Annotated in this window: 20 protein-coding genes; 11 read left to right on the top strand and 9 right to left on the bottom strand. The window is 46.0% G+C overall.

Going from position 1 to position 24,568, the window contains the following annotated elements; all coding sequences use genetic code 11:
- The first annotated feature begins 3 nt into the window (after window positions 1–3).
- Both DWY57_RS03040 and trxB read left to right on the top strand, forming a co-directional pair.
- The gene (locus DWY57_RS03040; RefSeq protein WP_081028736.1) at window positions 4–654 is read left to right on the top strand and encodes a LolA-like putative outer membrane lipoprotein chaperone; all 651 of its coding nucleotides are present in this window, start codon (window positions 4–6) and stop codon (window positions 652–654) included.
- Window positions 655–691: 37 nt separating this feature from the next.
- Window positions 692–1,642: a thioredoxin-disulfide reductase gene (gene trxB, locus DWY57_RS03035; RefSeq protein ID WP_008665210.1), complete on the top strand. Its 951-nt coding sequence runs from the start codon at window positions 692–694 to the stop codon at window positions 1,640–1,642.
- An 83-nt stretch (window positions 1,643–1,725) separates the two neighbouring features.
- Here the strand turns inward: trxB and DWY57_RS03030 are convergent, their stop codons facing one another.
- Entirely contained in the window at window positions 1,726–2,427 is a 702-nt protein-coding gene (locus tag DWY57_RS03030) for a Crp/Fnr family transcriptional regulator (protein WP_005832010.1), read from the bottom strand.
- A 292-nt stretch (window positions 2,428–2,719) separates the two neighbouring features.
- A complete protein-coding gene (locus DWY57_RS03025) occupies window positions 2,720–4,909 on the bottom strand; it encodes a glutamine synthetase III (RefSeq protein WP_119961358.1) in 2,190 nt (729 codons plus the stop codon).
- A gap of 418 nt (window positions 4,910–5,327) precedes the next feature.
- Between DWY57_RS03025 and DWY57_RS03020 the strand changes: the two genes are divergently transcribed.
- Window positions 5,328–7,649 carry a DUF5686 family protein gene (locus DWY57_RS03020; protein WP_117600458.1) on the top strand — a complete coding sequence of 774 codons (2,322 nt, stop codon included), beginning with the start codon at window positions 5,328–5,330 and terminating at the stop codon, window positions 7,647–7,649.
- A gap of 143 nt (window positions 7,650–7,792) precedes the next feature.
- The gene (gene coaW / locus DWY57_RS03015) at window positions 7,793–8,623 is read left to right on the top strand and encodes a type II pantothenate kinase (RefSeq protein WP_117600456.1); all 831 of its coding nucleotides are present in this window, start codon (window positions 7,793–7,795) and stop codon (window positions 8,621–8,623) included.
- A 3-nt stretch (window positions 8,624–8,626) separates the two neighbouring features.
- On the opposite strand, the gene DWY57_RS03010 is transcribed toward coaW, so the two are convergent.
- Complete coding sequence (locus tag DWY57_RS03010) at window positions 8,627–9,448, bottom strand: alpha/beta hydrolase (protein ID WP_117964175.1); 822 nt, start codon at window positions 9,446–9,448, stop codon at window positions 8,627–8,629.
- Between the two features lie 196 nt (window positions 9,449–9,644).
- On the opposite strand from DWY57_RS03010, the gene rpsA reads away from it, so the two are divergent.
- The 6 genes from rpsA (at window position 9,645) to DWY57_RS02980 (ending at window position 14,958) form a co-directional block, all read left to right on the top strand.
- A complete protein-coding gene (gene rpsA, locus DWY57_RS03005) occupies window positions 9,645–11,441 on the top strand; it encodes a 30S ribosomal protein S1 (RefSeq protein ID WP_005831997.1) in 1,797 nt (598 codons plus the stop codon).
- 174 nt (window positions 11,442–11,615) lie between these two features.
- Window positions 11,616–12,407 carry a hypothetical protein gene (locus DWY57_RS03000; RefSeq protein WP_117964176.1) on the top strand — a complete coding sequence of 264 codons (792 nt, stop codon included), beginning with the start codon at window positions 11,616–11,618 and terminating at the stop codon, window positions 12,405–12,407.
- A gap of 34 nt (window positions 12,408–12,441) precedes the next feature.
- On the top strand, window positions 12,442–13,356 hold the full coding sequence (locus DWY57_RS02995; RefSeq protein ID WP_117964177.1) for a ribonuclease Z: 915 nt from the start codon (window positions 12,442–12,444) through the stop codon (window positions 13,354–13,356).
- Between the two features lie 135 nt (window positions 13,357–13,491).
- Window positions 13,492–14,046 carry a sigma-70 family RNA polymerase sigma factor gene (locus DWY57_RS02990; protein WP_117964178.1) on the top strand — a complete coding sequence of 185 codons (555 nt, stop codon included), beginning with the start codon at window positions 13,492–13,494 and terminating at the stop codon, window positions 14,044–14,046.
- Window positions 14,047–14,093: 47 nt separating this feature from the next.
- Window positions 14,094–14,459 carry a hypothetical protein gene (locus DWY57_RS02985; RefSeq protein ID WP_008665222.1) on the top strand — a complete coding sequence of 122 codons (366 nt, stop codon included), beginning with the start codon at window positions 14,094–14,096 and terminating at the stop codon, window positions 14,457–14,459.
- A gap of 25 nt (window positions 14,460–14,484) precedes the next feature.
- A complete protein-coding gene (locus DWY57_RS02980; protein ID WP_009038074.1) occupies window positions 14,485–14,958 on the top strand; it encodes a hypothetical protein in 474 nt (157 codons plus the stop codon).
- Between the two features lie 109 nt (window positions 14,959–15,067).
- Here DWY57_RS02980 and mazG read toward each other — a convergent pair whose 3' ends face one another.
- Window positions 15,068–15,892 (bottom strand): nucleoside triphosphate pyrophosphohydrolase, encoded by an 825-nt coding sequence (gene mazG / locus DWY57_RS02975; protein WP_119961357.1) that lies wholly within the window; start codon window positions 15,890–15,892, stop codon window positions 15,068–15,070.
- A gap of 8 nt (window positions 15,893–15,900) precedes the next feature.
- A complete protein-coding gene (locus tag DWY57_RS02970) occupies window positions 15,901–16,947 on the bottom strand; it encodes a DUF3810 domain-containing protein (RefSeq protein WP_119961328.1) in 1,047 nt (348 codons plus the stop codon).
- Window positions 16,948–17,048: 101 nt separating this feature from the next.
- Between DWY57_RS02970 and DWY57_RS02965 the strand changes: the two genes are divergently transcribed.
- Complete coding sequence (locus tag DWY57_RS02965; RefSeq protein ID WP_119961327.1) at window positions 17,049–19,682, top strand: valine--tRNA ligase; 2,634 nt, start codon at window positions 17,049–17,051, stop codon at window positions 19,680–19,682.
- A 78-nt stretch (window positions 19,683–19,760) separates the two neighbouring features.
- Here DWY57_RS02965 and DWY57_RS02960 read toward each other — a convergent pair whose 3' ends face one another.
- The 4 genes from DWY57_RS02960 to DWY57_RS02945 all read right to left on the bottom strand — a co-directional run bounded on the left by DWY57_RS02960 (window position 19,761) and on the right by DWY57_RS02945 (window position 24,534).
- Window positions 19,761–22,175, bottom strand: coding sequence for a glycoside hydrolase family 9 protein (locus DWY57_RS02960; RefSeq protein ID WP_119961326.1), 2,415 nt, complete (start codon window positions 22,173–22,175; stop codon window positions 19,761–19,763).
- A 5-nt stretch (window positions 22,176–22,180) separates the two neighbouring features.
- On the bottom strand, window positions 22,181–23,110 hold the full coding sequence (locus DWY57_RS02955; RefSeq protein ID WP_005831979.1) for a ThuA domain-containing protein: 930 nt from the start codon (window positions 23,108–23,110) through the stop codon (window positions 22,181–22,183).
- Entirely contained in the window at window positions 23,107–23,601 is a 495-nt protein-coding gene (locus tag DWY57_RS02950) for a hypothetical protein (RefSeq protein ID WP_016272905.1), read from the bottom strand. The genes DWY57_RS02955 and DWY57_RS02950 overlap by 4 nt, the downstream gene beginning before the upstream one ends.
- Window positions 23,602–23,955: 354 nt before the next feature.
- Window positions 23,956–24,534 (bottom strand): RNA polymerase sigma-70 factor, encoded by a 579-nt coding sequence (locus DWY57_RS02945; protein WP_119961325.1) that lies wholly within the window; start codon window positions 24,532–24,534, stop codon window positions 23,956–23,958.
- Window positions 24,535–24,568 lie beyond the last annotated feature (34 nt).

The raw sequence follows: 24,568 nt of genomic DNA, 5'->3' as shown, positions 1-24,568 counted from the left end.
GGAATGGTTATTTATAGAATGATGAAATTTGATAAGCTTTTACTTGGTGTGCTATTGCTGTTGTTTGCTGTGCCGATGTCGGCACAACAACCGGATGCCAAGAATATATTGGAGCGTACAGCCGAAGCCTTTCGGAAAGCGGGAGGGGTGAAGCTGGCGTTTACCGTGAACGAACAACAGGGCTCTTATGCGGGAGTTCTCTATCTGGAAGGTGAGAAGTTTGTGGTTGAGACTGAGGGAATGAAGACTTGGTTTGACGGACATACGCAGTGGAGCTATGTGGCTTCGGCAGATGAGGTGAATGTATCGGAACCTACGCAGGAGGAATTGCAGACTCTTAATCCGTATGCTTGGTTGTCCCTCTACAAGCAGGGATACAGATTGAAGTTGAGCAGTGTCGGTGGTAAGCAAGACAAGTCTGTTTATTACATCACCATGACTGCTGCCGACAAGAGGAAAGACCCTGAAAGTGTCTATCTGTTTGTGACAAAGGATACGTATCGTCTGCATCAAGTGGACTTGGCACCACGGGGGAGTAAGTATATGACTACTATCCTTATTAATAACTACCAGACCGGACAATCCTATCCGGATAGTTTCTTTGTCTTTGACAAAAAAGCCTATCCCACGGCTGAAGTCATCGACATGCGCTAAATAGTAAATTGTAAATAGTCAAATAGTAAATAATATAATGATGGAAACAGAAAAAGTAAAATGTCTGATTGTCGGTTCGGGTCCTGCCGGCTATACTGCCGCTATTTATGCAGGCCGTGCCAATCTTTCACCGGTACTTTATGCAGGATTGCAGCCCGGTGGCCAGTTGACAACCACTACTGATGTGGAGAATTTCCCCGGTTATCCCCAAGGTATCGGAGGTCCGGAATTAATGGAAGACCTGCGGAAGCAAGCCGAACGTTTTGGTGCAGATTTGCGTTATGGAGTTGCTACCGCAGCCAATCTTGCTGAAGCACCTTACAAGATTACGATTGATGACGAAAAGATGATTGAGGCTGAAACGCTGATTATTGCTACAGGTGCCGCTGCGAAGTATCTGGGGCTGGAGGATGAAAAGAAATATGCGGGAATGGGTGTCAGCGCTTGTGCCACTTGTGACGGTTTCTTCTACCGCAAGAAAACGGTAGCTGTTGTAGGGGGTGGAGATACTGCCTGCGAGGAAGCTGTTTACCTTGCCGGACTGGCTGCCAAGGTTTATCTGATTGTCCGCAAACCTTATCTTCGCGCTTCCAAGATTATGCAGGAGCGTGTGATGAAGCATGACAAGATTGAAGTACTGTTCGAACATAATGCCGTAGGTTTGTTTGGAGAGAACGGTGTGGAAGGTGTACATTTGGTACAGCGTATGGGTGAACCTGATGAGAAGCGCTATGATGTAGCTATTGACGGTTTCTTCCTGGCTATCGGCCATAAACCCAACTCAGATATTTTCAAACCTTATGTAGATACGGACGAAGTAGGTTATATCGTCACCGAGCCGGGAACACCGCGTACGAAAGTGCCGGGCGTATTCGCCGCCGGAGACGTTGCTGATCCTCACTATCGTCAAGCCATCACCGCCGCCGGAACAGGTTGCCAGGCAGCCATTGAAGCGGAAAGATATTTGTCTGCGAAAGGACTGATTTAGTGATTAGCGATTAGGGATTAGGATGGCAACAATGTGTTTTTATTATGCTAATCCCTAATCGCTTATCCCTTGTCACTTATTCTTTATCCTATCTTGCTGATTTTCTTCAGCTTTTCTTCGTCTATGATTTTGATTTTACGTCCGTCGATGGTGATTAACCGTTCTGTGGCAAACTGTGACAACGTACGTATGGCGTTGGAAGTGGTCATGTTTGACAAATTGGCCAGATCTTCACGCGAGAGATAGATACTCAAGGTGGAGCCGTCTTCCTCCAAACCATAACTTTCTTTGAGGAACAGCAGGGATTCTGCGAGTCTTCCGCGGATATGTTTCTGCGTCAGGTTTACGGTACGTTCATCGGCAATGCCCAAGTCAACGGACAATTGCTTGATGAAGAACATGGCAAGGTCGTTGTTTTGTGTGAGCAGAGTCATCAAGGCAGTCATGGGGATTTGGCAAACAAGAGACGGCTCGAATGCAGATGCTGCCGTAACATAGTCTGTTTTTGCAAAGTAAGGGCGGTAACCGAAATATTCGACAGGTTTAATCATACGGATAATTTGGCTTCTACCACCGACTCCGTCTTTATAGATTTTTACCTTTCCACTCAGCAGACACATCAAGTGCGTAGGTGTCTCGCCTTCGCAATGGATGACTTCGTTTTTTTTGTAGTTCTGGAGTGTGAAGTGGTTGGCGAGGAATTCCCGTTGTTCGTCATTCAGGGGAGACCATATATCTGCAATCAACTCCGGAACATTAATATCAGATAAGTTTACTTTTACCATAACTGCTGCAAAACTGTGTTATACAGCACAAATGTAAAAAGAAAAAATTAAATATTGCACAAATATGACAAAAAGATATCGTAGGGGGGAGATAAAGGAAAATCTATATATTTACGATTAGACGATTTACGATTGAAGTTTGTATTGTTAAACAACTGCTCATTAGCAGGTGGGTTTATGATTGTACGAGTAACTCCAACCGTAAACCGTCAAATCGTAAATCGTAGTAACTTAATTGTTTATCGTAGTATCTCTATCCCCCTCCCTACGGGGGAGGGGGATAGGGAGAGGCCTACTTTGTAAACAGCAGCTCCCTATACTTCGGAAGCGGCCAGATTTCATCATCAATTTCCATCTCAAGGTGGTCGATGTGGTCACGGATACTTTCCAGATAAGGGCGTACGGTTTCTTCGTAAGCGAAAGCCTTGTCTTTGTAGTTATCCATGTGGTTGGCTACTTTGCGGGCTTCGGTCATTTCGCGTACTTGTACCTTGATGGCGGTTACGCGCTTGGAAATTTCGCGTACAAGCTCTTTCCGGTCGGCACTGAGGACTTCGTATTCTTCGGGAGAGAAGGTCTCGCGCAGGCCACGGAGATTTTCCAGCAGACGGTTTTGGTAGATAACGGCAGTCGGTACGATGTGGTTGATGGCAAGATCACCCAATACACGGCTTTCTATCTGTACCTTCATGGTGTATTTTTCCAGTTCTACTTCCAGGCGGCAGGCAAGCTCCGTTTCGTTGAAGATACGTTCGCCGATGAGTACGGAACGGGACTGGTTATCCATGTAGTGCATCAAGGCTTCGGGAACGTGGCAGATGTTGGTCAGTCCACGGCGTGCAGCTTCCTGCTTCCATTGTTCGGAGTAGCCGTCACCCTCAAAGCGGATAGGCTCGGAGGCGATGATGGTCTCTTTCATAATGCGGAAGATAGCTTCATCCTTGCCGCCCCCCTCTTCCATCAGTTTGTCGATGGATACTTTGAACTCGTTCAGCTGATTGGCCATAGCCGCATTGATGGCAATCATGGCGGCGGCGCAGTTGGCAGATGAACCTGCGGCACGGAATTCAAAGCGGTTGCCGGTAAAGGCGAATGGAGAAGTACGGTTACGGTCGGTAGTATCCAGTAATATTTCAGGAATACGTCCGATGCCTAATTTCAGTGTTGTCTTTTCTTCCGATGTCATCTTGCTGCTGCTTATCTGGCGGGCTATCTCGTCGAGGATGGAAGACAGCTGTTTGCCCAGGAAGATGGACAGAATGGCGGGAGGTGCTTCATTGGCTCCCAGACGGTGGCTGTTTCCGGCACTCATGATGGAGGCGCGCAGCAAGTTCTGGTTTTTGTATACCATCATCAGTACGTTTACTAGGAAGGTAAGGAACAGCATGTTCCCTTTCGGATTCTTGCCCGGTGCAAACAAATTGATACCCGTATCGGTACAAAGCGACCAGTTGTTGTGCTTACCGGAGCCGTTCACGCCGTTGTAGGGCTTTTCGTGAAGCAGTACGGCGAAGTGATGCTTGCGTGCGATGCGTTTCATCAGATCCATCACAAGCTGGTTGTGGTCGTTGGCAAGGTTGGCGTTCTCAAAGATAGGCGCCAGCTCAAACTGGTTGGGAGCTACTTCGTTATGGCGGGTCTTGACCGGGATGCCCAGTTTGTGACATTCGATTTCCAGTTCTTTCATAAAAGCTGTGACACGTGGGGGGATGGAGCCGAAATAGTGGTCTTCCAACTGCTGGTCTTTGGCCGAGGAGTGTCCCATCAGGGTACGTCCGGTCAGACAAAGATCCGGGCGGGCATTGTACAGTGCCGAGTCGACGAGGAAATATTCTTGTTCCCAGCCTAAATTGGTATAAACGCGTGTGATATTCTTGTCGAACAACTGGCATACGTCTGTCGCCGCCTTGTCTACAGCTGCCAAGGCTTTGAGCAATGGAGTCTTGTAGTCGAGCGCTTCGCCGGTATAAGAGATGAAGATAGTGGGGATGCAAAGTGTGGTATCTACCACAAAGGCGGGTGAGGAAACATCCCAAGCAGTATATCCTCGTGCTTCGAATGTGTTTCTGATACCCCCGTTGGGGAAAGAGGATGCATCCGGTTCCTGCTGGATGAGCAGTTTGCCGGAAAAACGTTCAATCACTTCCGTTCCTTCTCCGAATTCGATGAAGCCGTCATGCTTCTCGGCTGTTCCGTCCGTCAGAGGCTGGAACCAGTGCGTGTAGTGGGTGACGTTGAGGGACTTTGCCCAACTTTTCATGCCGTTGGCAATCAGGTCTGCCATTTCGCGGTTGATGGGAGTGCCTTTTTCGATGGCGTCGGTCACGGCTTTGTAGGCTTCACGAGGCAGGTATTCCTGCATTTTCTTACGGTCGAAGACATGGCTGCCGTAGTAGTCGGACAGTTTGTTTGAAGGGGTGGTCACTTCAAGAGGTTGCCGATTGGCAAGTTCTTGCAAAGCAAAAAATCGCATTTTTGACATATAAGTCTCTCCTTTTATTGGTTGTTGGGCACAAAAATACATGTTTTTTCTGAACTACCCCCTCTTTTTTAGGGGGTATTCTCGAAAATATTAGTGTTTTTTGAGAATAGACCCCCCCTGAAAAAGTTTGCTTGTTATGGAAAAACGACTCAAAGCTTACGTTTGTTCCATGCCATGATTAGTAATCTTTCCGCATCACGATTAGTAATCTTAGTGCGTCGTGATTAGTAATTTTCATGCGTCACAATTACGAATCATTCTGTACATGACACTTGTGGCGCCCTTTTTATAACAATTTATATAGGTTCGTATTTATCTTGCACAAACTATGTGTGCTTGTGTATTATTGTCTCTCGCGCGTAACATATGTTTTATAATAAAGGGTGTCACAAGTGTCATCCCTGCTTCTTTATGGAACATGTTTTTGCATTACACGAATTCTTCCGTATATTTGTCCCGATTCTATAAGGAGAAATTGCGGTTGAAACGTTTGTTGTTTATATGGATTTGGATTTGCTTCTTGTTTTCTTTTGTACAGAAGGCAGGGGCGGAGCGTGTATCTTATCCGGTTGACAAACATGTGAGTTCCGCAGACTCCATCATGGAGAAAGTCATCTTCTTTGCCCCCCTTTATGAACGTATTATTGAAAGTTACAAGGCTGAGCTTTACATAAAGGGCTGGGTGAATATCCGTAAGAAGAATCATATTCTCCGCTACATCCCTTCCATGTTCCGGCCCCAAAAAGGGGTGCGGGAATATATGATGGAAACTTATAGCGATTTGCATTTTACTGCTCCCGACATCTATGACCAGAAGGTAAAGGCAAGTGTCGGCACTGCTTCCGAGTTTTGGGAAATGGACGGACGATTGCCGGAATATTTTCACATCAATATCTATTCTTCTACCCTATTATATGACAAACTACTTTCTCCTTTAGCACCCAATGCCAAAAAATATTATACTTATCGGATTGATACGGTGATGGGGGAACGGCATGCTCGCCAGTATAAAATCCGTTTTATGCCGAAAAGCAAAAGCTTTCAGCTGGTGGGCGGTTATCTGATTGTGAGTGATAACGTGTGGAGTGTACGCGAGATGCGTTTTTCCGGACGTAATGAGATGGTGCGGTTCAATAATCTGGTGAAGATGGGTAATGTGGGCGATTCGGACGAATTTCTTCCGTTGCAGTATGATGTGGATGCAACGTTCCGTTTTTTGGGAAATGTGGTAGATGGTACTTATGAAGCTGTACTCGATTATAAGAACATCATTCAGAAAGCTCCTGGAAGTGATATACGGAAGTCGGTGAAGAAAAGTAAATATGACTTGTCAGATTCATACACGTTGCGTACGGATACGAATGCTTTTCGGCGTGATACTGCCTACTTTAAAACTTTACGTCCCATTCCGTTGACCCTGCACGAGGAAACATTGTATCAGGATTTTTTCTTGCGTCGGGATACACTCATCCGGAAAAAGAAGCCGGTCAATAAGAATCTGGAATTCTGGGGACAGATTGGGGATGCTCTGATTAGTCGCTACACGGTAGACCTTGATAAATTGGGAAGTGTACGCTGTTCGCCGTTGATTAATCCTTTTCTTTTGAGTTATAGCGGCAAACATGGAATTTCGTATCGGCAGGAATTCAAGTACAACCGTATATTCAAGGGCGACCGCCTGCTGCGAATCGTTCCCCGGATAGGTTATAATTTTAAAGAGAAAGAATTTTACTGGAGGGTGAAGTCTGATTTTGATTATTGGCCTCGTAAGCGTGCGGCATTTCATCTGGAATTTGGTAATGGTAACCGGATTTATAGTAGTGATGTGCTGGATGACTTGAAAGCTATTCCCGACAGTATCTTTGATTTCAACCAGATACATCTGGATTATTTCAAGGACTTGTATCTGAATCTGCGCCATAGCTGGGAGATAGTGAACGGCTTGTCGCTGGAAGTGGGTATATCCATGCATAGACGTACGGAAGTGAACCGTTCCCGGTTTGAACTTAACTATCCGAGTATGCCATCGGTAAAATCTGTAACAAACGTAGGTTCCGGCGGCTCGTCGTTCTTTCCGAATTTCGACCCCAATGTCCTGAATAAGTTTCGGCATACTTATAACAGTTTTGCCCCCCGTGTCCGTTTGTCTTGGACTCCGGGACAATATTACTATATGAATGGTGACCGTAAGGTGAACCTTCACTCCAAATACCCTTCCATCTCGGTGGATTGGGAACGGGGCATCAGCGGAGTATTGCAGAGCAGCGGTTCGTACGAGCGTGTGGAGGTCGATTTGCAGCATCAGGTTTCTTTGGGATTGATGCGCGATATTTATTGGCGCTTTGGCTGGGGAGAGTTCACCAATCAGAAAGAACTGTACTTTGTGGACTTTGCCAATTTGCGGCGCTCCAATCTGCCTATGGGTTGGAGCGATGATATTGGCGGGGTGTTCCAATTGCTTGATGGGCGTTGGTATAACTCTTCCCGCAAATATATCCGTGGACACCTTACATACGAAGCGCCTTTCCTTCTGCTTCGCCATTTGATGAAATATACCCAGTATGTCTTGAACGAACGTCTGTATCTGAATGCACTGGTAGTACCTCACTTGAAACCTTATCTGGAAGTAGGGTATGGCATTGGTACGCATATTTTTGATTTTGGCTTGTTTGCCAGCTTTGCAAACTGGAAGTATCAGGAAATTGGTTGCAAATTCACCTTCGAGCTGTTTAACCGATAGTAATGTGCCAATGTGATAATGTGTCAATGACCTGCGGCGTGATGGCACAGCATAAACATATCGCAGCCAATTAGCATATTGACACATTAATCAATTGTCAATTATTGATTCTTTTGTAACTTTGCTGCAAATTACTTGGAGCTATGGGTATAGTAATAGGAATAGATGTGGGTGGAAGTACCACGAAAATCGTTGGAATCAATGGAGAACAGATACAGTCTCCAATGTTTATTACGGCTACCGACCCGGTGACTTCCTTATTCGGAGCATTCGGTAAGTATATTTATGACAATGGTATACAGCTGGTCGATGTGGAGCAGGTGATGCTAACGGGAGTGGGAAGCGCATTTGTCAACAGCCCTCTATATGGACTGCCTACTCGCAAAACGGATGAGTTTATTGCCAATGGTTTGGGAGCCAGACATGCAACGGATATAGACCAACTGATTGTAGTCAGCATGGGTACCGGCACTTCTTTTGTGAAAATTGACGGCGACAAGGTGCAGCATATTGGCGGCTTGGGGATTGGTGGAGGTACCTTGCAGGGACTATCAAGGTTGCTGTTGAAAACTCATGATATTCATCAAGTGTCCGAGTTGGCTGAGAAAGGGGATGTAACTCGTGTCAACTTGCAGATAGGTGATATTTGCAACACTGCTTTGCCTGACTTGCCTGTGAGTGCTACCGCCTCTCTTTTCGGGAAAGCAGATAGCAATGCTTCTCAAGAAGATATTGCCTGCGGTATAATTTATACGGTGCTTCAAACCATTGGAGGAGCTGCTGTACTGTCAGCTTTGAATAGTCCTATCAAGGATTTCGTTCTGATAGGGAATCTTACCCAACTGCCTCAGTGCCGGGAGGTATTTTCTAAAATGGAAGCCATCTATCATGTACATTTTCATATACCGCCCTATGCTGAATATAGAACAGCAATAGGAGCGGCATTGGCATACGTAAAAGAAAGGCAAGGGTAGTGGTTACTTCTTGCTTGCCTTCTTCATATAGCTGTTTATCAAGGTACATGCGGGAGCGGCCACCGTACCGTGGTCAAATCCCTCCATCTGATAGAGGGTGGTTTTTTGTCCCAGTGCTTTGAGGAGGGCATATAGATGAGCGTTTTCCTCATAGCGTGCCAGCATCTCCAACTCTTTGTCGCCAGTGATAAGTATCATGGGTGAAGCGTCCTTTCTTACGTTATTGGAAGGAGCATATTTATCTATAATCGGAGTGTCGGAAGGCAGCCCGCGTTCTTTGCGGATGGTGTAGTGGGTAGTAGTCTGTCCGCTGATGGGGAAAGCACCTGCCAGGCTGTTGGCGTCAATATTCCACTTTGCCAGGTAACTCTTGTCCAGATTGAGCATCAGACAGAGATAACCACCGGCTGAATGACCGGCTATGTATATTTTATCTTTATCTCCTCCGAATTCTTCTATGTTCTCGAAAGTCCAAGCAACGGCCTCTGCGGCATCTTCCGTGTAGGCAGGATTTTGGGCACGCGGGCTGAGTCGGTAGTTTACGGCTATCACGGCGTAGCCTTGATTCAAGAACTCCTTCGGGAAATGTTTCTCTCCGACTTCCAGTCCTCCACCGTGAAACCAGACAAGGGTTGCAAATCCTTTTTTATCTGTAGGATAATGGATGTCGAGCTTACAACGCTCCAGCTTATAGCTGTCCTTTTCGCCAGGATGAAGATAGGAAATGTTCTTTTGTGTACGGTAGTTGTTGTCCGTTGTCTGATTTTGGCTATAACATAATAATGTATAGCAAATGATGGAAATGCATGCGATTATCTTTTTCATGATAAATTATTGAGATTATGTATAAATGAAACGATGCAAAGGTAATATTTTTTTTGTTCTTTAATTGATTATTCCACTGCTGTTTTGAATGCTTTTTGTTTTGTAGTTCAAGAAAATACTTCTATCTTTGCGCCCGATTTACAATGAGTCAACATAAAGTCTCACTTAATTAACGAGTTAAACAATTTATTTATTAATGGAAAATTTAAAGAATGTAGCTCCTATTGAAGACTTCAACTGGGATGCTTATGAGAACGGCGAATCAGTAGCCAGTGCAAGCCACGAAGAACTGGAAAAGGCGTATGACAATACGTTGAACAAGGTTAACGACCGCGAGGTAGTTGATGGAACCGTAATCGCAATGAACAAGCGTGAAGTAGTTGTGAACATCGGTTACAAATCAGACGGTATCATTCCGATGAGTGAATTCCGTTACAATCCTGAACTGAAGGTTGGTGATACTGTTGAGGTATACATCGAAAATCAGGAAGACAAGAAAGGACAGCTCGTTCTGTCTCACCGTAAAGCTCGTGCTACCCGTTCTTGGGATCGCGTAAACGCAGCTTTGGAAAACGAAGAAATTATCAAGGGTTACATCAAGTGCCGCACAAAGGGTGGTATGATTGTAGACGTATTCGGCATCGAAGCTTTCTTGCCGGGTTCTCAAATCGACGTGAAGCCTATCCGCGACTACGATGTATTCGTTGGCAAAACAATGGAATTCAAGGTTGTTAAGATCAACCAGGAATTCAAGAATGTGGTTGTTTCCCACAAGGCTCTTATCGAAGCCGAACTGGAACAACAGAAGAAGGAAATCATCGGTAAACTCGAAAAAGGACAAGTTCTCGAAGGTACCGTTAAGAATATCACTTCCTATGGTGTATTTATCGACCTGGGTGGCGTAGACGGTTTGATTCACATCACAGACCTTTCTTGGGGCCGTGTCAGCGATCCGAAAGAAGTGGTTGAACTCGACCAGAAACTCAACGTTGTTATCCTTGACTTTGATGATGAGAAGAAGCGTATCGCTCTCGGCTTGAAGCAACTCACTCCACATCCTTGGGATGCATTGGATGCTAACCTGAAAGTTGGCGACCACGTGAAGGGTAAAGTTGTAGTTATGGCTGACTACGGTGCATTCATCGAAATCGCTCCGGGTGTTGAAGGTCTGATTCACGTATCTGAAATGTCTTGGTCACAGCACTTGCGTTCTGCACAGGACTTCATGAAGGTAGGTGACGAAGTTGAGGCAGTAGTCTTGACTTTGGACCGTGAAGAGCGTAAGATGTCTTTGGGTATCAAACAGCTGAAGTCTGATCCTTGGGAAACTATCGAAGAGAAGTATCCTATCGGCAGCAAGCACACTGCAAAAGTTCGTAACTTCACTAACTTCGGTGTATTCGTTGAAATCGAAGAAGGTGTTGACGGCTTGATTCACATCTCTGACCTGTCTTGGACGAAGAAGGTTAAACATCCGTCTGAATTCACTCAGATTGGTGCAGACATCGACGTACAAGTTCTGGAAATCGACAAGGAAAACCGTCGCTTGAGCCTTGGCCACAAGCAACTCGAAGAAAATCCTTGGGATGTATTTGAAACTGTATTTACAGTAGGTTCTGTACACGAAGGTACTATTATCGAAATGCTGGATAAGGGTGCTGTAGTTGCTCTGCCTTATGGTGTAGAAGGTTTCGCTACTCCGAAGCACCTCGTTAAGGAAGACGGCTCACAAGCTCAGTTGGATGAGAAGCTTGAATTCAAGGTAATTGAGTTCAATAAGGACGCTAAGCGTATCATCCTTTCTCACAGCCGTATCTTTGAAGATGCTGCAAAGGCAGAAGAAAGAGCTGAAAAGAAGGCTGCTACTAAGAAGTCAACCGGTAAGAGAGAAGACGTTGCTCCTGCTATCCAAAACCAGGCTGCATCTACTACTCTGGGTGACATCGATGCTTTGGCTGCCTTGAAGGAACAGATGGAAGCTGGAAAGAAATAATTACTCCATTCTATAAATGAAGGAAGGGTATTTGCGTAAACAAGTGCCCTTCTTTTTTATGATTTGTCAATAGAATTTTATGGAATTAAGGATGGTTTTTCCATAAATGTTTATCTTTGCAGGGTGGTTGCTCTTGTAATCATAGAAATATTCAATAATTTATTTTCATTTATTATGAAAAACATGTTCAAAAATGTAGGGAAGACGGTGTTGTTCACTTGCCTGTCACTGATGTTACTAACCGCATGCGGCCAGAAGTCTAAACTCAAGCTGGCTATCGCGGCTGCCAACAAACAATGTCCCATGGATATGGGAGCTTCCGGCGAAATATCCAGCATTACTTTTGATGGGGCGGATGTGGTATATGTGCTGCTTATGAATGAAAGTTTCCTCGATATAGATGCTTTGAAAAAGAATCCCGATGCAATGAAGTCTGCTGTGACTGTTATGTTGGGTAATCCACAAGGGGCTATTAAAGAGATGCTGGATTTGGTTGTCGGTACTGATTCCGGTATGAAGTTCATCTATAAAGGAAAGACATCCGGTAACGAAGTGGAGTGTTATCTGACTACTCAAGACTTGAAAGATATATTGAATGGCGGTTCAGCTGCTGAAAGCAGTGATAAGAAGAAATTGGAAGAGCAAGTGAAGATGACCAACGTATCATGCCCGATGCAGGTGGATGAAGCCACTTTGCTCAATAAACTGACAATCGAGTCGGATAAGGTGCTGTATCATTATACGATTGACGAATCTGTAGTACAGATGTCTGCTTTGAAGGAAAATGCAGAACAGATGAAGGCAAATGTGAAGAACTCTTTGAATTCCTCCGATCCAGCCTTGCGCATGTTCTTGGAAGTATGTGTGAAGTGTGATAAAGGGGTGGGCTATCTGTATAAAGGGAATAAATCTAGAGAAACTTTTGAAATATCCTTTGGAATTTCAGAGATAAAGGCTCTTCTATAAATCAAGGAGTAGAAATCAGTTCGGAAGGTTTGGAATGGAAAAGTTTGAGTTACATATTCTTGGTTGTGGTTCCGCTTTACCCACAACACGTCATTTCCCTACGTCTCAAATTGTGAACGTGCGCGACAAGCTGTTTATGATTGATTGTGGGGAAGGGGCACAGTTGCAGTTCCGTAAATCACATCTGAAGTTTTCACGTTTGAATCATATCTTTATCTCTCACTTGCATGGAGACCATTGTTTTGGCTTATTGGGACTGATTTCTACACTAAACCTTTTAGGACGTACAGCCGAGTTGCATATCCATTCTCCAAAAGGGCTGGAAACATTGCTGACACCTATGCTGGACTTTTTTAATAGACAGATGACGTACAAGGTCCTTTTCCATGAGTTTGATACGAAAGAACCGATGCTGATTTATGAAGACCGTTCGTTGACGGTTACTACCATTCCTTTGCGTCATCGTATGCCGTGTTGTGGCTTTTTGTTTGCAGAAAAGCAGCGTCCTAACCATATTATCCGTGAAATGGTCGATTTCTACCAAGTGCCGGTATACGAATTGAATCGTATAAAGAATGGGGCCGATTACGTGACACCGGAGGGAAAAACTGTTTCCAACAACTTGTTGACCCGCCCTTCTGCTCCGTCCCGCAGTTATGCCTATTGCTCGGATACCATCTATCTTCCTTCTATCGTAGAGCAGATAAAAGGAGTTGACTTGCTTTTTCATGAAGCGACATTTGCGAATGAGGATGCACCGCGTGCTAAAGAAACATTTCATACAACTGCTGCACAAGCGGCTGAAATAGCCAGGAGGGCTGAGGTGAAGAAGTTGTTGATAGGACATTTTTCGGCACGATATGAAGATGAAAATATCTTACTTCAAGAAGCATCCGCTATTTTTCCGGATACTCAGCTTGCCAAAGAAACACTTTGTGTATCGGTATGAATTAAACTTTTCGTATCTTTGCACAAGTGCGAAGATAACTGCACCTCGACATAAAAAATGAACTCGTTCATTTTGTTCTGCTTTCGGTTTGCATTATCTTTGGCAGTCTAAAATAACAAATGCGAATAGAAATTTATGACCCCTTCCTATAATGAACGCGAAGTGTTGGCCCTTCTGCAAGAAGAAAGCACACAAAAGCGGGGATTTGAGATGATTGTTGCCCAATATAGCGAGCAGCTGTATTGGCAGATTCGTCGTATGGTCCTCTCTCATGAAGATGCCAATGATTTACTTCAGAATACTTTCATTAAGGCATGGACCAATATAGATTATTTTCGGGCAGAGGCTAAACTCTCTACCTGGCTCTATCGCATAGCCTTGAATGAATGCCTCACTTTTCTGAACAAACAACGGGCTGCTTCCACAGTATCTTTGGATGATCCCGAGGCAGATGCACTTCAAAAGCTTGAAAGTGATCCTTACTTCTCCGGTGATAAAGCAGAGATGGCTTTGCAAAAAGCCTTGCTTGCCTTGCCGGAAAAACAACGTATGGTGTTTAATTTGAAGTATTACCAGGAAATGAAATACGAAGAGATGTCTGATATATTCGGTACTTCCGTAGGTGCCTTGAAGGCTTCTTATCACCATGCCGTGAAGAAAATAGAAAAGTTTTTGGGTGAGGAGTATTAAACCTTTGCCACAAAACAATGTCTAATTAAACAGAAAGGAGAAAGCTTATGAAAGAAGAAGATAAAATACTGAAAAAGATAGGGACGGAAAATCCTTTCCGCGTTCCTGACGGCTACTTTGAGAATCTTACTTCAGAGGTAATGAACCGGCTTCCCGAAAAAGAAAAACTCACTGCTGTACAGACAGAGCCTACAATGTGGCAGAAGGTAAAGCCTTGGTTGTATATGACCGCCATGTTTATAGGTGCGGCATTGATTATCCGCGTGGCTTCTTCGGAGCATACTCCATCTGTAGAGCGTATGGCTGCTGATGATACGGAAACAGAAATGGAATATATTAATATGGCTGTAGAGAATTCCATGCTGGATGATTATTCATTGTATGTTTATTTGGCAGACTCTGATGCAGAATAAGGTAACAACACTCAATTATTGAAAAATGAAAAGACTGATTGTTTTATTGGTTATGATATGTGGCATGATGCCCCTGCTTTGGGCTAGTGATGGATGTGATCAGCATCTGTCACCCGAAGAGTTTCGTGCCAAACAAAAAGCGTTTATAACGGAGAAAGCCGGGCTGACGAGTGAGGAAGCAGCCAAGTTCTTCCCATTGTATTTTGAATTGCAAGACCGGAAAAAGCAGTTGAATGACGAGGCTTGGAAATTGCTCCGGCAAGGGAAAGATGAAAAAACAACCGAAGCCCAGTATGAGGAAATTATGGAAGGTGTGTATGATGCCCGTATTGCTTCTGACCGGTTGGACAAGACCTACTTTGATAAATTCAAGAAGATATTGTCTTGTAAAAAGATTTATCTGGTGCAAAGAGCTGAAATGCGTTTCCATCGTGAACTGCTGAAAGGCATGCATAAAAAGGGAGATGGCCCCCAGCGAAGACCGCAAGGGAAAAAATGAGTAGTGAATGAATTACAAATAAGGAAGGTTGCCACGATGGTGTGAGCAACCTTCTTTTGTTAATGAGAGATACCTCGTTTTAGCCTTGTTAAACCTCTACTTTAGCCAGTTAAACCTGACCTTTAGAAGAATCATCTTGTTTGCTTTCTTTTTCCAGTGCTTTCGCTTCATTCCATAGCTTATCCATTTCTTCCAGTGTCATGTCATGGAGATTTTTACCCTCCTTGATGCTGTGTGCTTCTACATAGTTGAATCGGTTGATGAACTTCTGGTTGGTCCGTTCCAGTGCATTGTCCGGATTGATTTTGTAGAGGCGGGCAGCATTGATGAGGCTGAACATGACATCGCCGAATTCGGCTTCAGCTTTCTCCTTATCCATATGGGCGACTTCAGCCTGGAATTCCTGGATTTCTTCTTTTACCTTATCCCACACTTGCTCGCGTTTCTCCCAGTCAAATCCTACATTGCGGGCCTTGTCCTGGATACGATAGGCCTTGATGAGTGAGGGTAGGGCGGCGGGTACACCGCTCAATACTGTCTTGTTTCCATCTTTTTCCTTCAATTTTAGCTGTTCCCAGTTTTCAGAAACCTGACCTGCGGTTTCGGCCTTTACATCACCGAAGACATGGGGATGGCGGAAGATAAGTTTCTCACAAAGACGGTCGCATACGTCTTTCATATCGAAATCACCGGTTTCGGAGCCTATTTTTGCGTAGAAAGCTACATGCAGCAGCACATCGCCCAACTCTTTGCAGATGTCATTCTTATCATCGCGCATCAAGGCGTCACAAAGTTCATAAGTCTCTTCGATAGTATTAGGGCGCAGACTTTCATTGGTCTGCTTGCGGTCCCAGGGACATTTCTCGCGCAGTTCGTCGAGTATGTCGAGGAAGCGGCCGAAGGCTTCCATCTGTTCTTTTCTTGTATGCATGATTTTGATATTTAGTTTTTCCATTCTTCGTACGAGATAAGCAAGCCTATTACTTCCGAATAGTTCTTGCGTCCGCTTTGAATCTTGTTTCCTTTAAGGTACAAGTCATAAATCCAGTTTTGGATGTCCCCGATGAGCGGACTGTATTTCTCCATCCAGTATTGCTGGTTCTTTTGGGCCAGTTCTATGATTTCAGGACGTATCCGGCCGAAAAGCTCTGCGTATTCTTCTTCGCTCATCAGTTGGCGGGCGCTACCCAGCACATGTGAGAGTACGGAGAAATACCCGCTGAAACGAATCTCTTTCACTTGCGAACGGGTACAGACCTGATAAGCGTAAAAGTTTGCTTCAGCCTCGCTGGTGATACCCAGCAGGTGGGCCAGCTCGTGGGCATAAGTAGCGGGATATTGCGACGGGAGCAAATCACCGTTCAGTGTAAATTCGCAGAAGAAGGGTCCCATGCTTCCCGTAACACCGACCATGGAAATGAACGGGGTGAAAAGCATGGTTTTTACACGTGGAGAAGAGTGAGGAGGGCGGTGTACCCCCAGCGTATCACTGATTTGGTTGTATCCGTATACGCTTTCCCGGCAGACCAATGGTTCGTCAATAGAAGTAATGTCCGTATAAGAAGTGTTCAGTTTGTCGATATAGTTGTATACAAATGTCCGGAAGATTTCGGGAGTATAGGCAGTATAAGGTATGTTTGTCCTGCCGTAGAAATCTTTCTGTGAGTAGTTCAGCCCCCATGCCAGATAGAACCATACGTATATCCACAGCAAGTATTCCATCTCGTTCAGCAGAATCTGTTTCCACTTCTTTTTCTGGATATAGCGTGCCCTGATGGGATTGAAGAGGAGCCCGATGATGCTGAGGAAAATGAACAAGTCGCCTACGGCAAAAGGCATGAGTTTTGAAAAGAAGGACAGGATATGGGAAATTACCGGATATACGGACTGTGCATATACTTCTCCCAAGCTTGGAATGAGCTGCGTTGCCCATACGACAGACAGTAATACGATTAATATGATATATCGGATTTTTAGCTTCCTCCTCATTTTATATACTGTTTTGTAGGGACAAAAATATATATTTAAATTTTAATTCATTAATTTTGCGCCCGTTATTCGCAATAAATTAATTATAGAGATTTAAAAACATGGAATTAGCAAGTAAGTACAATCCCGCTGACGTGGAGGGAAAGTGGTACCAGTATTGGTTGGACCACAAATTATTCAGTTCGAAACCCGATGGTCGTGAGCCTTACACCGTCGTCATCCCGCCCCCCAACGTCACTGGTGTGTTGCACATGGGACACATGCTTAATAATACCATACAAGATATTCTGGTACGTCGTGCCCGCATGGAAGGCAAGAATGCCTGCTGGGTGCCGGGAACCGACCATGCTTCCATTGCTACCGAGGCCAAGGTGGTGAACAAGCTTGCCGCACAAGGCATCAAGAAGACGGACCTTACCCGCGACGAATTCTTGAAACACGCTTGGGAATGGACGGATGAACATGGTGGCATCATCTTGAAGCAGCTTCGCAAGCTGGGTGCTTCCTGCGATTGGGACCGTACAGCTTTCACAATGGATGAGAAACGTAGTGAAAGCGTGCTCAAGGTTTTTGTCGACTTGTATAACAAAGGTTTGATTTACCGTGGTGTCCGTATGGTGAACTGGGACCCGAAGGCGCTGACCGCTCTTAGTGACGAGGAAGTTATCTACAAGGAAGAACACAGCAAGCTGTACTATCTGAAGTACATGGTAGAAGGTGACCCCGAAGGACGTTATGCAGTGGTTGCTACCACCCGTCCCGAAACCATCATGGGAGATACTGCCATGTGTATCAATCCGAATGACCCCAAGAATACTTGGTTGAAGGGTAAGAAGGTGATCGTTCCGTTGGTAGGACGTGTTATTCCGGTTATCGAGGACGATTACGTAGATATAGAGTTCGGTACCGGTTGTCTGAAGGTAACTCCTGCCCACGATGTGAACGACTACATGCTGGGTGAAAAGTATAACCTGCCGAGCATCGACATCTTCAATGATAACGGAACGCTTAGTGAAGCTGCCGGCTTGTATATCGGCATGGACCGTTTCGATGTGCGCGAGCAGATTGAGAAGGACCTGGCTGCTGCCGGATTGCTGGAAAAAGTGGAAGCCTATACCAACAAGGTAGGTTTCTCCGAACGTACCAATGTGCCCATCGAACCGAAGCTTTCCATGCAGTGGTTCTTGAAGATGCAGCACTTTGCCGACATGGCTTTGCCGCCGGTGATGAATGATGAGTTGAAGTTCTATCCTGCCAAATATAAGAATACGTACAAGAACTGGTTGGAAAATATCAAGGACTGGTGTATCAGCCGCCAGTTGTGGTGGGGGCATCGCATTCCTGCTTATTTTTTGCCGGAAGGTGGTTATGTAGTGGCTGCCACTCCCGAAGAAGCTTTGGCGTTGGCAAAAGAGAAAACGGGTAATGCCGGTCTTAAACAGGAAGACCTTCGTCAAGACGAAGACTGTCTGGATACTTGGTTCTCTTCCTGGCTGTGGCCTATTTCTTTGTTTGACGGTATCAACAATCCGGGTAATGAAGAAATCAGCTACTATTATCCTACCAGCGACTTGGTGACCGGTCCGGACATTATCTTCTTCTGGGTAGCCCGTATGATTATGGCAGGTTATGAATATGAAGGCAAGATGCCGTTCAAGAACGTTTATTTTACGGGTATTGTCCGTGACAAGCTGGGACGTAAGATGTCCAAGTCGTTGGGTAATTCTCCCGACCCGCTGGATTTGATTGAGAAATACGGTGCCGATGGTGTACGTATGGGCATGATGCTTTCAGCTCCTGCCGGAAACGACATCCTCTTTGACGATGCATTGTGTGAGCAAGGACGTAACTTCAATAATAAGATATGGAACGCTTTCCGTCTGATTAAAGGTTGGGAAGTCAATGCGGAAGTTCCGGTACCGGAAGCTTCAGAACTGGCAGTACGCTGGTTTGAGGCCAAGCAGAATGAAGTAGCTGCCGAAGTGGCTGATTTGTTTAGCAAGTACCGTTTGAGTGAAGCGCTGATGGCTGTTTACAAACTGTTCTGGGACGAATTCTCTTCCTGGTATCTGGAAATGATTAAACCGGCATACGGCCAGCCCATTAACCGGAAAGTGTATGAAGCAACTATCGGTTTCTTTGATAACTTGTTGCATCTGCTCCATCCGTTCATGCCATTTATTACAGAGGAGTTGTGGCAGCATCTTTGCGACCGTACAGACGGTGAGAGCTTGATGGTAAGCCCGTTGTCAATGTCGGCATTGGTAGATGAGGATATCATCCGGGAGTTTGAAGTGGTGAAAGAGGTTATCAGCAATATCCGTTCCATCCGTTTGCAGAAGAACATCGCCCAAAAAGAGGTACTTGAGTTGCAGGTTATCGGTGAGAATCCGGTTGTGGCGTTCAACGCGGTTGTTACGAAAATGTGTAACCTTTCGTCCATCAATGTGGTGGAGAACAAGGCCGACGGTGCTGCTTCCTTCATGGTAGGTACTACGGAATATGCCGTACCTTTGGGTAACATGATTGACGTGGAAACCGAGATAGCCCGTATGGAGGCCGAACTGAAGCATAAGGAAGGATTCTTGCAGGGTGTGCTGAAGAAACTGGGTAACGAGAAGTTTGTGAATAATGCTCCTGCCGCCGTTCTTGAGATGGAACGCAAGAAGCAGGCAGATGCTGAAAGTATCATCAAATCTCTCAAGGAAAGTATTGCAGCATTGAAAAAGGCATAACTGTCCGTCACATAAAAACAGAGAAAAAGCTCCGGAACCTTCAACTCCGGAGCTTTTTTTAGCGGTATAATGAACTGTTTATTTGAACAGTTCTGCTACGCACCACATTAGGCGTGCGGTGGTGTGTGTCCAGATTTCCTTGTAAGTGCAGTTATTTTGCATCGGGAAGTAGGGCTCGTCCTCATTTTCGAATGTTTCGATTCCTACGGGTACAGCTCCCACCACATCTCCGGCATAGGCTCCGTAAAGTGGCGGGTAGTCATATCCGTCTCCATAAACGGTACTCATGGCAAACGGGTTGTAGCCCAATATATACTCTATCTGGCGGGTTGCAATATCCCTTAACGCTTTATCATTGAATAGGCGTGCAAGGATAAAGGCAGCCTTGGCTTTGCCCATGACAACAGCGTGGAATCCCCTGAACTGGTAGGCAACGGGGAAACGGCGCAGGTAGAAATTCTTTGAGAGAGGGATACCGTTGCGCACTTGTGCATTGTATTCTTCCAGACTGGGAAGCCCTACCTGCTCGCCTTCATGGTACAGATTCTTATAATCGGTATTATCCACCTCGTATACGGCGCTTGGCAGTATGCCATACGGCTCAATCAGTTGTGAAACCCCGCGTAGATAGTCTGCATAGGCTTCACAAGATGCCTGCCACAACGGGGCGTCCAGATGGGTGGGGGCATCTGTCAGTAGCATCGAGAGTCCTTCGGCCATCAAGTGCTCTTGGCTTTGGTGATAATAGGCCAGAATACGCTTTTTCCGGGAAGATTCATAGAAGAAACCTCGCAGGGGGATTTTCCAGTCGGTACGCTTTTCCAACTGTTGGCCCGCCATGACGGTACGTGCCAGCCGGGTTGCCCAGTCCAGATAGTAAACATCTTGTGTAAGGCGGTACAAACGCATGGCTGTGACGGTGGCAAGGGCATAAAGTTCGGTTTCGTTCTGTTCCGTCCTTTGTGTATCCAGCAGGTCGATGGCGAATTGGAAATCCTCAATGGCACTGTTCCGGCACCACCGGGCAAACACCGGGTCTTTCTTTTCAAAATGAGGGGCGGCGAGTGCGCAACTGGAAGCGGCTTTCAGATTGTCCGTAGGTGTATTTCGTGCTTCTGTCTGCATGTCGTCTTTGTCACCACGGATATTCTTTGTCCAAATGCCGATAATCAGTCCGCCCAGTCGGTAGCCGTCACCGAAGCGGGTACGCAGAATCCAGTTCACTCCCCAGCGTGCCTCTTCCAGCAGGCGTTCGTAGAAGATACTGTCTTTGCCTTGTACGGCACCGGCCATTTCGAGGAGGGCGATGCACGATTCGGCTGTATTTCCCGTTCCTTGAGTCAGGTCGGCTGCATCGTGCCATCCTCCGGCAATACTCATGCTCCGTCCGTCGGGATGATAGGCGAATACATCCTGATGGCATTCCTGATGAATGCCGGGCTGGTCGAAACCGCAACGTTCGGAAAAGAAGAAGTTCAGCGTGTGCCAGGCGGTAGACAGGTAGGCATCATTTCCGATGGGGAAAGGCTTTGATTGTACATCACCGATGGAGAGGAAGTATTGTCCGGGCGTATTGAAACTGCTGAAGTCCAGCACAAGAAATCCTTTGTCCTGCTTCTTGTCTTGATTCAGAGGACTGGCCTTACCTTGATAAACGGTTTGTCCCGTGGCGGCATCGTGCAGGCTGAAAGTCCTTTCCGGTACGTGCTGCACCAAAGCCTGCTTGCGTGCTCCCGGCTTGTATCCGCTGTGGCAGTAGGCCATTGCATCTTTTCGCAGGTCGAATCCCCGGCTGTTTTCCGCTTCTACCTTTTCGATGCGCATGTCGTCTATGTATAGGCTCATGTGTTCGCTGGCTCCTGCAGGAGCACCTGCCAGCATGATGTTTACCGAAAAGCCGGTGACACAGTCACGGTATAGGTCCGGTATTTCCCATATGATGTGCTGCCATTTGTTGGGATAGACAGTCTCGAAGTGTTGTCCTTCAAAGCGTCCGGGAGTCGGCATGATTTTCTCCCCTTCATTGTATAGGGTGAATCCGGCAAAGGTCAGATAAACGCCCGGTGCATCCACATATACCCAAACGGAAAAGCGGTTGTATTCCCGCAAGTCTTCCCGGTCGAGGGGACGGATAATCTCCGGGGTGGCGTAATTCCGGTTTGTTGGATTCTTCTTGCCCAGGGAGGCAGGAGTGTCCAGGCGGACACTTCCTTTGCCTGAGACAGTGACTTTACGGTCTACATGTATGGTTCCGGGTCCGGTGTGGCGCAGAGCGCCGAAATCTTCGGCCAGAGGGAGTAACCTGCTTTTCAATACCTCTTTCTTTTCCCACCGCGTCAGTCCGGCGTGTGCGGGATTAGCTTTCATTATGCGGTGCACATGATTGCTTTGCTGTAATTGTTTCTCCAGTTCCGTATCGGGTTTCCACGGAGCTTGTGCTTGTGCCTGCATGCAGCAGCATGCCAGCAGTAGTGTTCGGATGATGTATTTCATGGTATTCAGTGTTTGGTTTTAGGGTAAGCATGAAAAGGAGCCTTGAACTCCGGACGTAATGTATAAGTATCCTTCAGTGGGAAATCTGCGGGAACTTCTTGGGTGACGGCGCCGGTGGCAGCCCATTCGCATCCCCGGAGTAAAGTCACCTGGAAACCGGTGCAGCGCATGGAGTAAGTCATGTTCGGGTCGTTGCCGCAGTGCCCCAGGAGGTCGACGAATATGCGCCCTTTCCCGTAGCTTACTGTCCACATCAACGGTTCATGCCGTCCGCGTTCGTAGGCGGTTGCCAATATTTCCATGTTTCTTACCGGACCGCGTAGGCGGGTATATATCTCGTCCTTGAAGTGTTTCCATTGAGGAGGCAATCCTTGCAGGATAGGATGATGGGGGGCGCGGTGTTCTATGACGGTTTCGTGCTGCAAGCCGTGGTAGCCGGCATACCCCGGAGAGTAGTCGTAGACGTATTGTCCGTCTTTCCAGTACAGATACGGACCGTCCTTTTCGTTGCGTCCGTCCCAGGCCCCCATGCCTATTATCTCGTTGTATTCTTTCCAGTCGGCCATCGGGACGACGGAAGAATGTATCACTACCACACCGCCTCCATCGGCAACGTATTTCTCGAAATTCTTGCGTACGGGCTCTGTCCATGTAGCTCCGCCGTAGTTGATGACGATTAAATCATATTGGTGGAAATCGGGTTTGAAGGTAGCGATGTCTCCACCAAAGTCGGGTGTAAAGGCGAAGTCCACTTTGAACATTCCGCTGTTTTCCAATATCTGCTTCATGGCTTCGCAGGCGCCTTGCCAGTAATGGCTGCCGTCCTGCCCGGCTATCATCATGGTTTTGATTACTTTCTTTTGCTGTGCGTGTGTGTGCGAGGCAGCTCCTATATAAATAAGGAGTACCAGGATAAGTGTCAGTCTTGTTTTCATTTTCCGGAAGATTTAAAGTTTTTGCCAGTAGGGTTCCATTCTATACGGTCGTAGCAGCGTGTGGTGCGCAGATTGTAACCTTGTTCGTCTACGCTGAACTTTCCGTCTTTGAAGTAGGATATGTAGAGCTCGGAGATGCCGTCCTTGTTGCGGTCTTCTACAAGGAGATTGTACTTGTCGGTGACATAAATCTCGTCGGAAATGTATTGTATTTCTTTGGTATAGTTGTCTACGATTGCATAGTAGGCCTTGAAAAGGTCGAAAGTGGGGTAGTGTCCGTTGTCACGTCCGAAAAGCATTACTTCTTCAAGGGCATCGTCCCCGTCCATATTGGCAAGTACGGATTGCTGAAAGGAAAATCCCGGTTTTTGTACTTGTGGAGGAATATTGTCCCATCCTTCCTGATGGGCTGTCACTGAAAATTGCGCTTGTGCATGGATGACGTACACCAGCGCCGACAATAGGATAATCAGTTTTCTCATTGCGTGCATTTTGAGGTTATGATAATAATAGGGTTACTTCTTGCTTATATGACCGGTGGCCCGGAGTTTTCCCTAACTTTTTTTAGAATAATTAATGAACACGGGATGTATAGGGACTTAGTGCCTCTCCCATCAGGACTGAACCGGTCTGACCCGTATACTGAGAGGTCATAACATCCGCATCCTTTCCATTAAAACACCCGGATGTTTTGGGGTAATACATCCGGGTGTTTTGGGTGAAAACATCCCCATGTATTGGGGTAAAACATCCGGATGTTTTGACATTTCAGTCCTATACTCTTTAGGGCTAAGTCCCGGTGTGTAGCCGGCAAGGTATAGGGGACGTTCTGCGTGTGTATGGTCTTAATGCGAGGTGAGCAGGTGCATCAATATCAGTGGCAGATAATCTTTCAACTTGACCCTTAAAATTTTTAAAGCCTGCTGAATGCGGTAGTCTACCGTTTTGGGGGAAACGTTGAGTAGTTCGGCAGCTTCCTTGTAACTCAGATTCTGGAAACGATGCATGATGAAAGCTTCCCTATAAGTAGGCGGCAGTTCGTTGATGGCCCTTTGTATATGCTTGCTTAATTCGTTGATTTGATAGATATCCACCTCCTGCAGCATGGCGAACATTCGTTCATAGTAAGCGGTGTCTGCCCGTTGCTTCACTTCATTTTGGGCAATCCGGGTCATGCAACGATGGTAGACAGCCTTGAACAGATATTGCTTGAGCGAATATTCGATAACGGGTCTTTCTCGGTTTTCCCAAAGCCATAGCATGACGTCCTGAACAATCTCTTCTGCATCTTCCAACCGGACAAAACGATAACAATAAGTACAGAGTACGGAGTAGTATTTCTGAAATAACATATCAAAAGCATTTCTGTCTCCTCTTTGTATGGCAAATAATAAAGATGTATCTTCTGATGGTGTATTTTTCATGGTGGGTGTTTATTATTGTTGGGCAAAAATAGCT

Origin of the sequence: Bacteroides sp. AF25-5LB, from assembly GCF_003602965.1 — a bacterium.
Lineage (GTDB): Bacteria > Bacteroidota > Bacteroidia > Bacteroidales > Bacteroidaceae > Bacteroides > Bacteroides uniformis.
This window is presented reverse-complemented; position numbering and strand designations above follow the sequence as displayed.

Bases quoted from the DNA above. Each gene is read 5' to 3' on its own strand.
- DWY57_RS03040 (WP_081028736.1), top strand. From the start codon at position 4: ATGGTTATTTATAGAATGATGAAATTTGATAAGCTTTTACTTGGTGTG.
- trxB (WP_008665210.1), top strand. From the start codon at position 692: ATGATGGAAACAGAAAAAGTAAAATGTCTGATTGTCGGTTCGGGTCCT.
- DWY57_RS03030 (WP_005832010.1), bottom strand. From the start codon at position 2,427: ATGGTAAAAGTAAACTTATCTGATATTAATGTTCCGGAGTTGATTGCA.
- DWY57_RS03025 (WP_119961358.1), bottom strand. From the start codon at position 4,909: ATGTCAAAAATGCGATTTTTTGCTTTGCAAGAACTTGCCAATCGGCAA.
- DWY57_RS03020 (WP_117600458.1), top strand. From the start codon at position 5,328: ATGTTTTTGCATTACACGAATTCTTCCGTATATTTGTCCCGATTCTAT.
- coaW (WP_117600456.1), top strand. From the start codon at position 7,793: ATGGGTATAGTAATAGGAATAGATGTGGGTGGAAGTACCACGAAAATC.
- DWY57_RS03010 (WP_117964175.1), bottom strand. From the start codon at position 9,448: ATGAAAAAGATAATCGCATGCATTTCCATCATTTGCTATACATTATTA.
- rpsA (WP_005831997.1), top strand. From the start codon at position 9,645: ATGGAAAATTTAAAGAATGTAGCTCCTATTGAAGACTTCAACTGGGAT.
- DWY57_RS03000 (WP_117964176.1), top strand. From the start codon at position 11,616: ATGAAAAACATGTTCAAAAATGTAGGGAAGACGGTGTTGTTCACTTGC.
- DWY57_RS02995 (WP_117964177.1), top strand. From the start codon at position 12,442: ATGGAAAAGTTTGAGTTACATATTCTTGGTTGTGGTTCCGCTTTACCC.
- DWY57_RS02990 (WP_117964178.1), top strand. From the start codon at position 13,492: ATGACCCCTTCCTATAATGAACGCGAAGTGTTGGCCCTTCTGCAAGAA.
- DWY57_RS02985 (WP_008665222.1), top strand. From the start codon at position 14,094: ATGAAAGAAGAAGATAAAATACTGAAAAAGATAGGGACGGAAAATCCT.
- DWY57_RS02980 (WP_009038074.1), top strand. From the start codon at position 14,485: ATGAAAAGACTGATTGTTTTATTGGTTATGATATGTGGCATGATGCCC.
- DWY57_RS02970 (WP_119961328.1), bottom strand. From the start codon at position 16,947: ATGAGGAGGAAGCTAAAAATCCGATATATCATATTAATCGTATTACTG.
- DWY57_RS02965 (WP_119961327.1), top strand. From the start codon at position 17,049: ATGGAATTAGCAAGTAAGTACAATCCCGCTGACGTGGAGGGAAAGTGG.
- DWY57_RS02960 (WP_119961326.1), bottom strand. From the start codon at position 22,175: ATGAAATACATCATCCGAACACTACTGCTGGCATGCTGCTGCATGCAG.
- DWY57_RS02955 (WP_005831979.1), bottom strand. From the start codon at position 23,110: ATGAAAACAAGACTGACACTTATCCTGGTACTCCTTATTTATATAGGA.
- DWY57_RS02950 (WP_016272905.1), bottom strand. From the start codon at position 23,601: ATGCACGCAATGAGAAAACTGATTATCCTATTGTCGGCGCTGGTGTAC.
- DWY57_RS02945 (WP_119961325.1), bottom strand. From the start codon at position 24,534: ATGAAAAATACACCATCAGAAGATACATCTTTATTATTTGCCATACAA.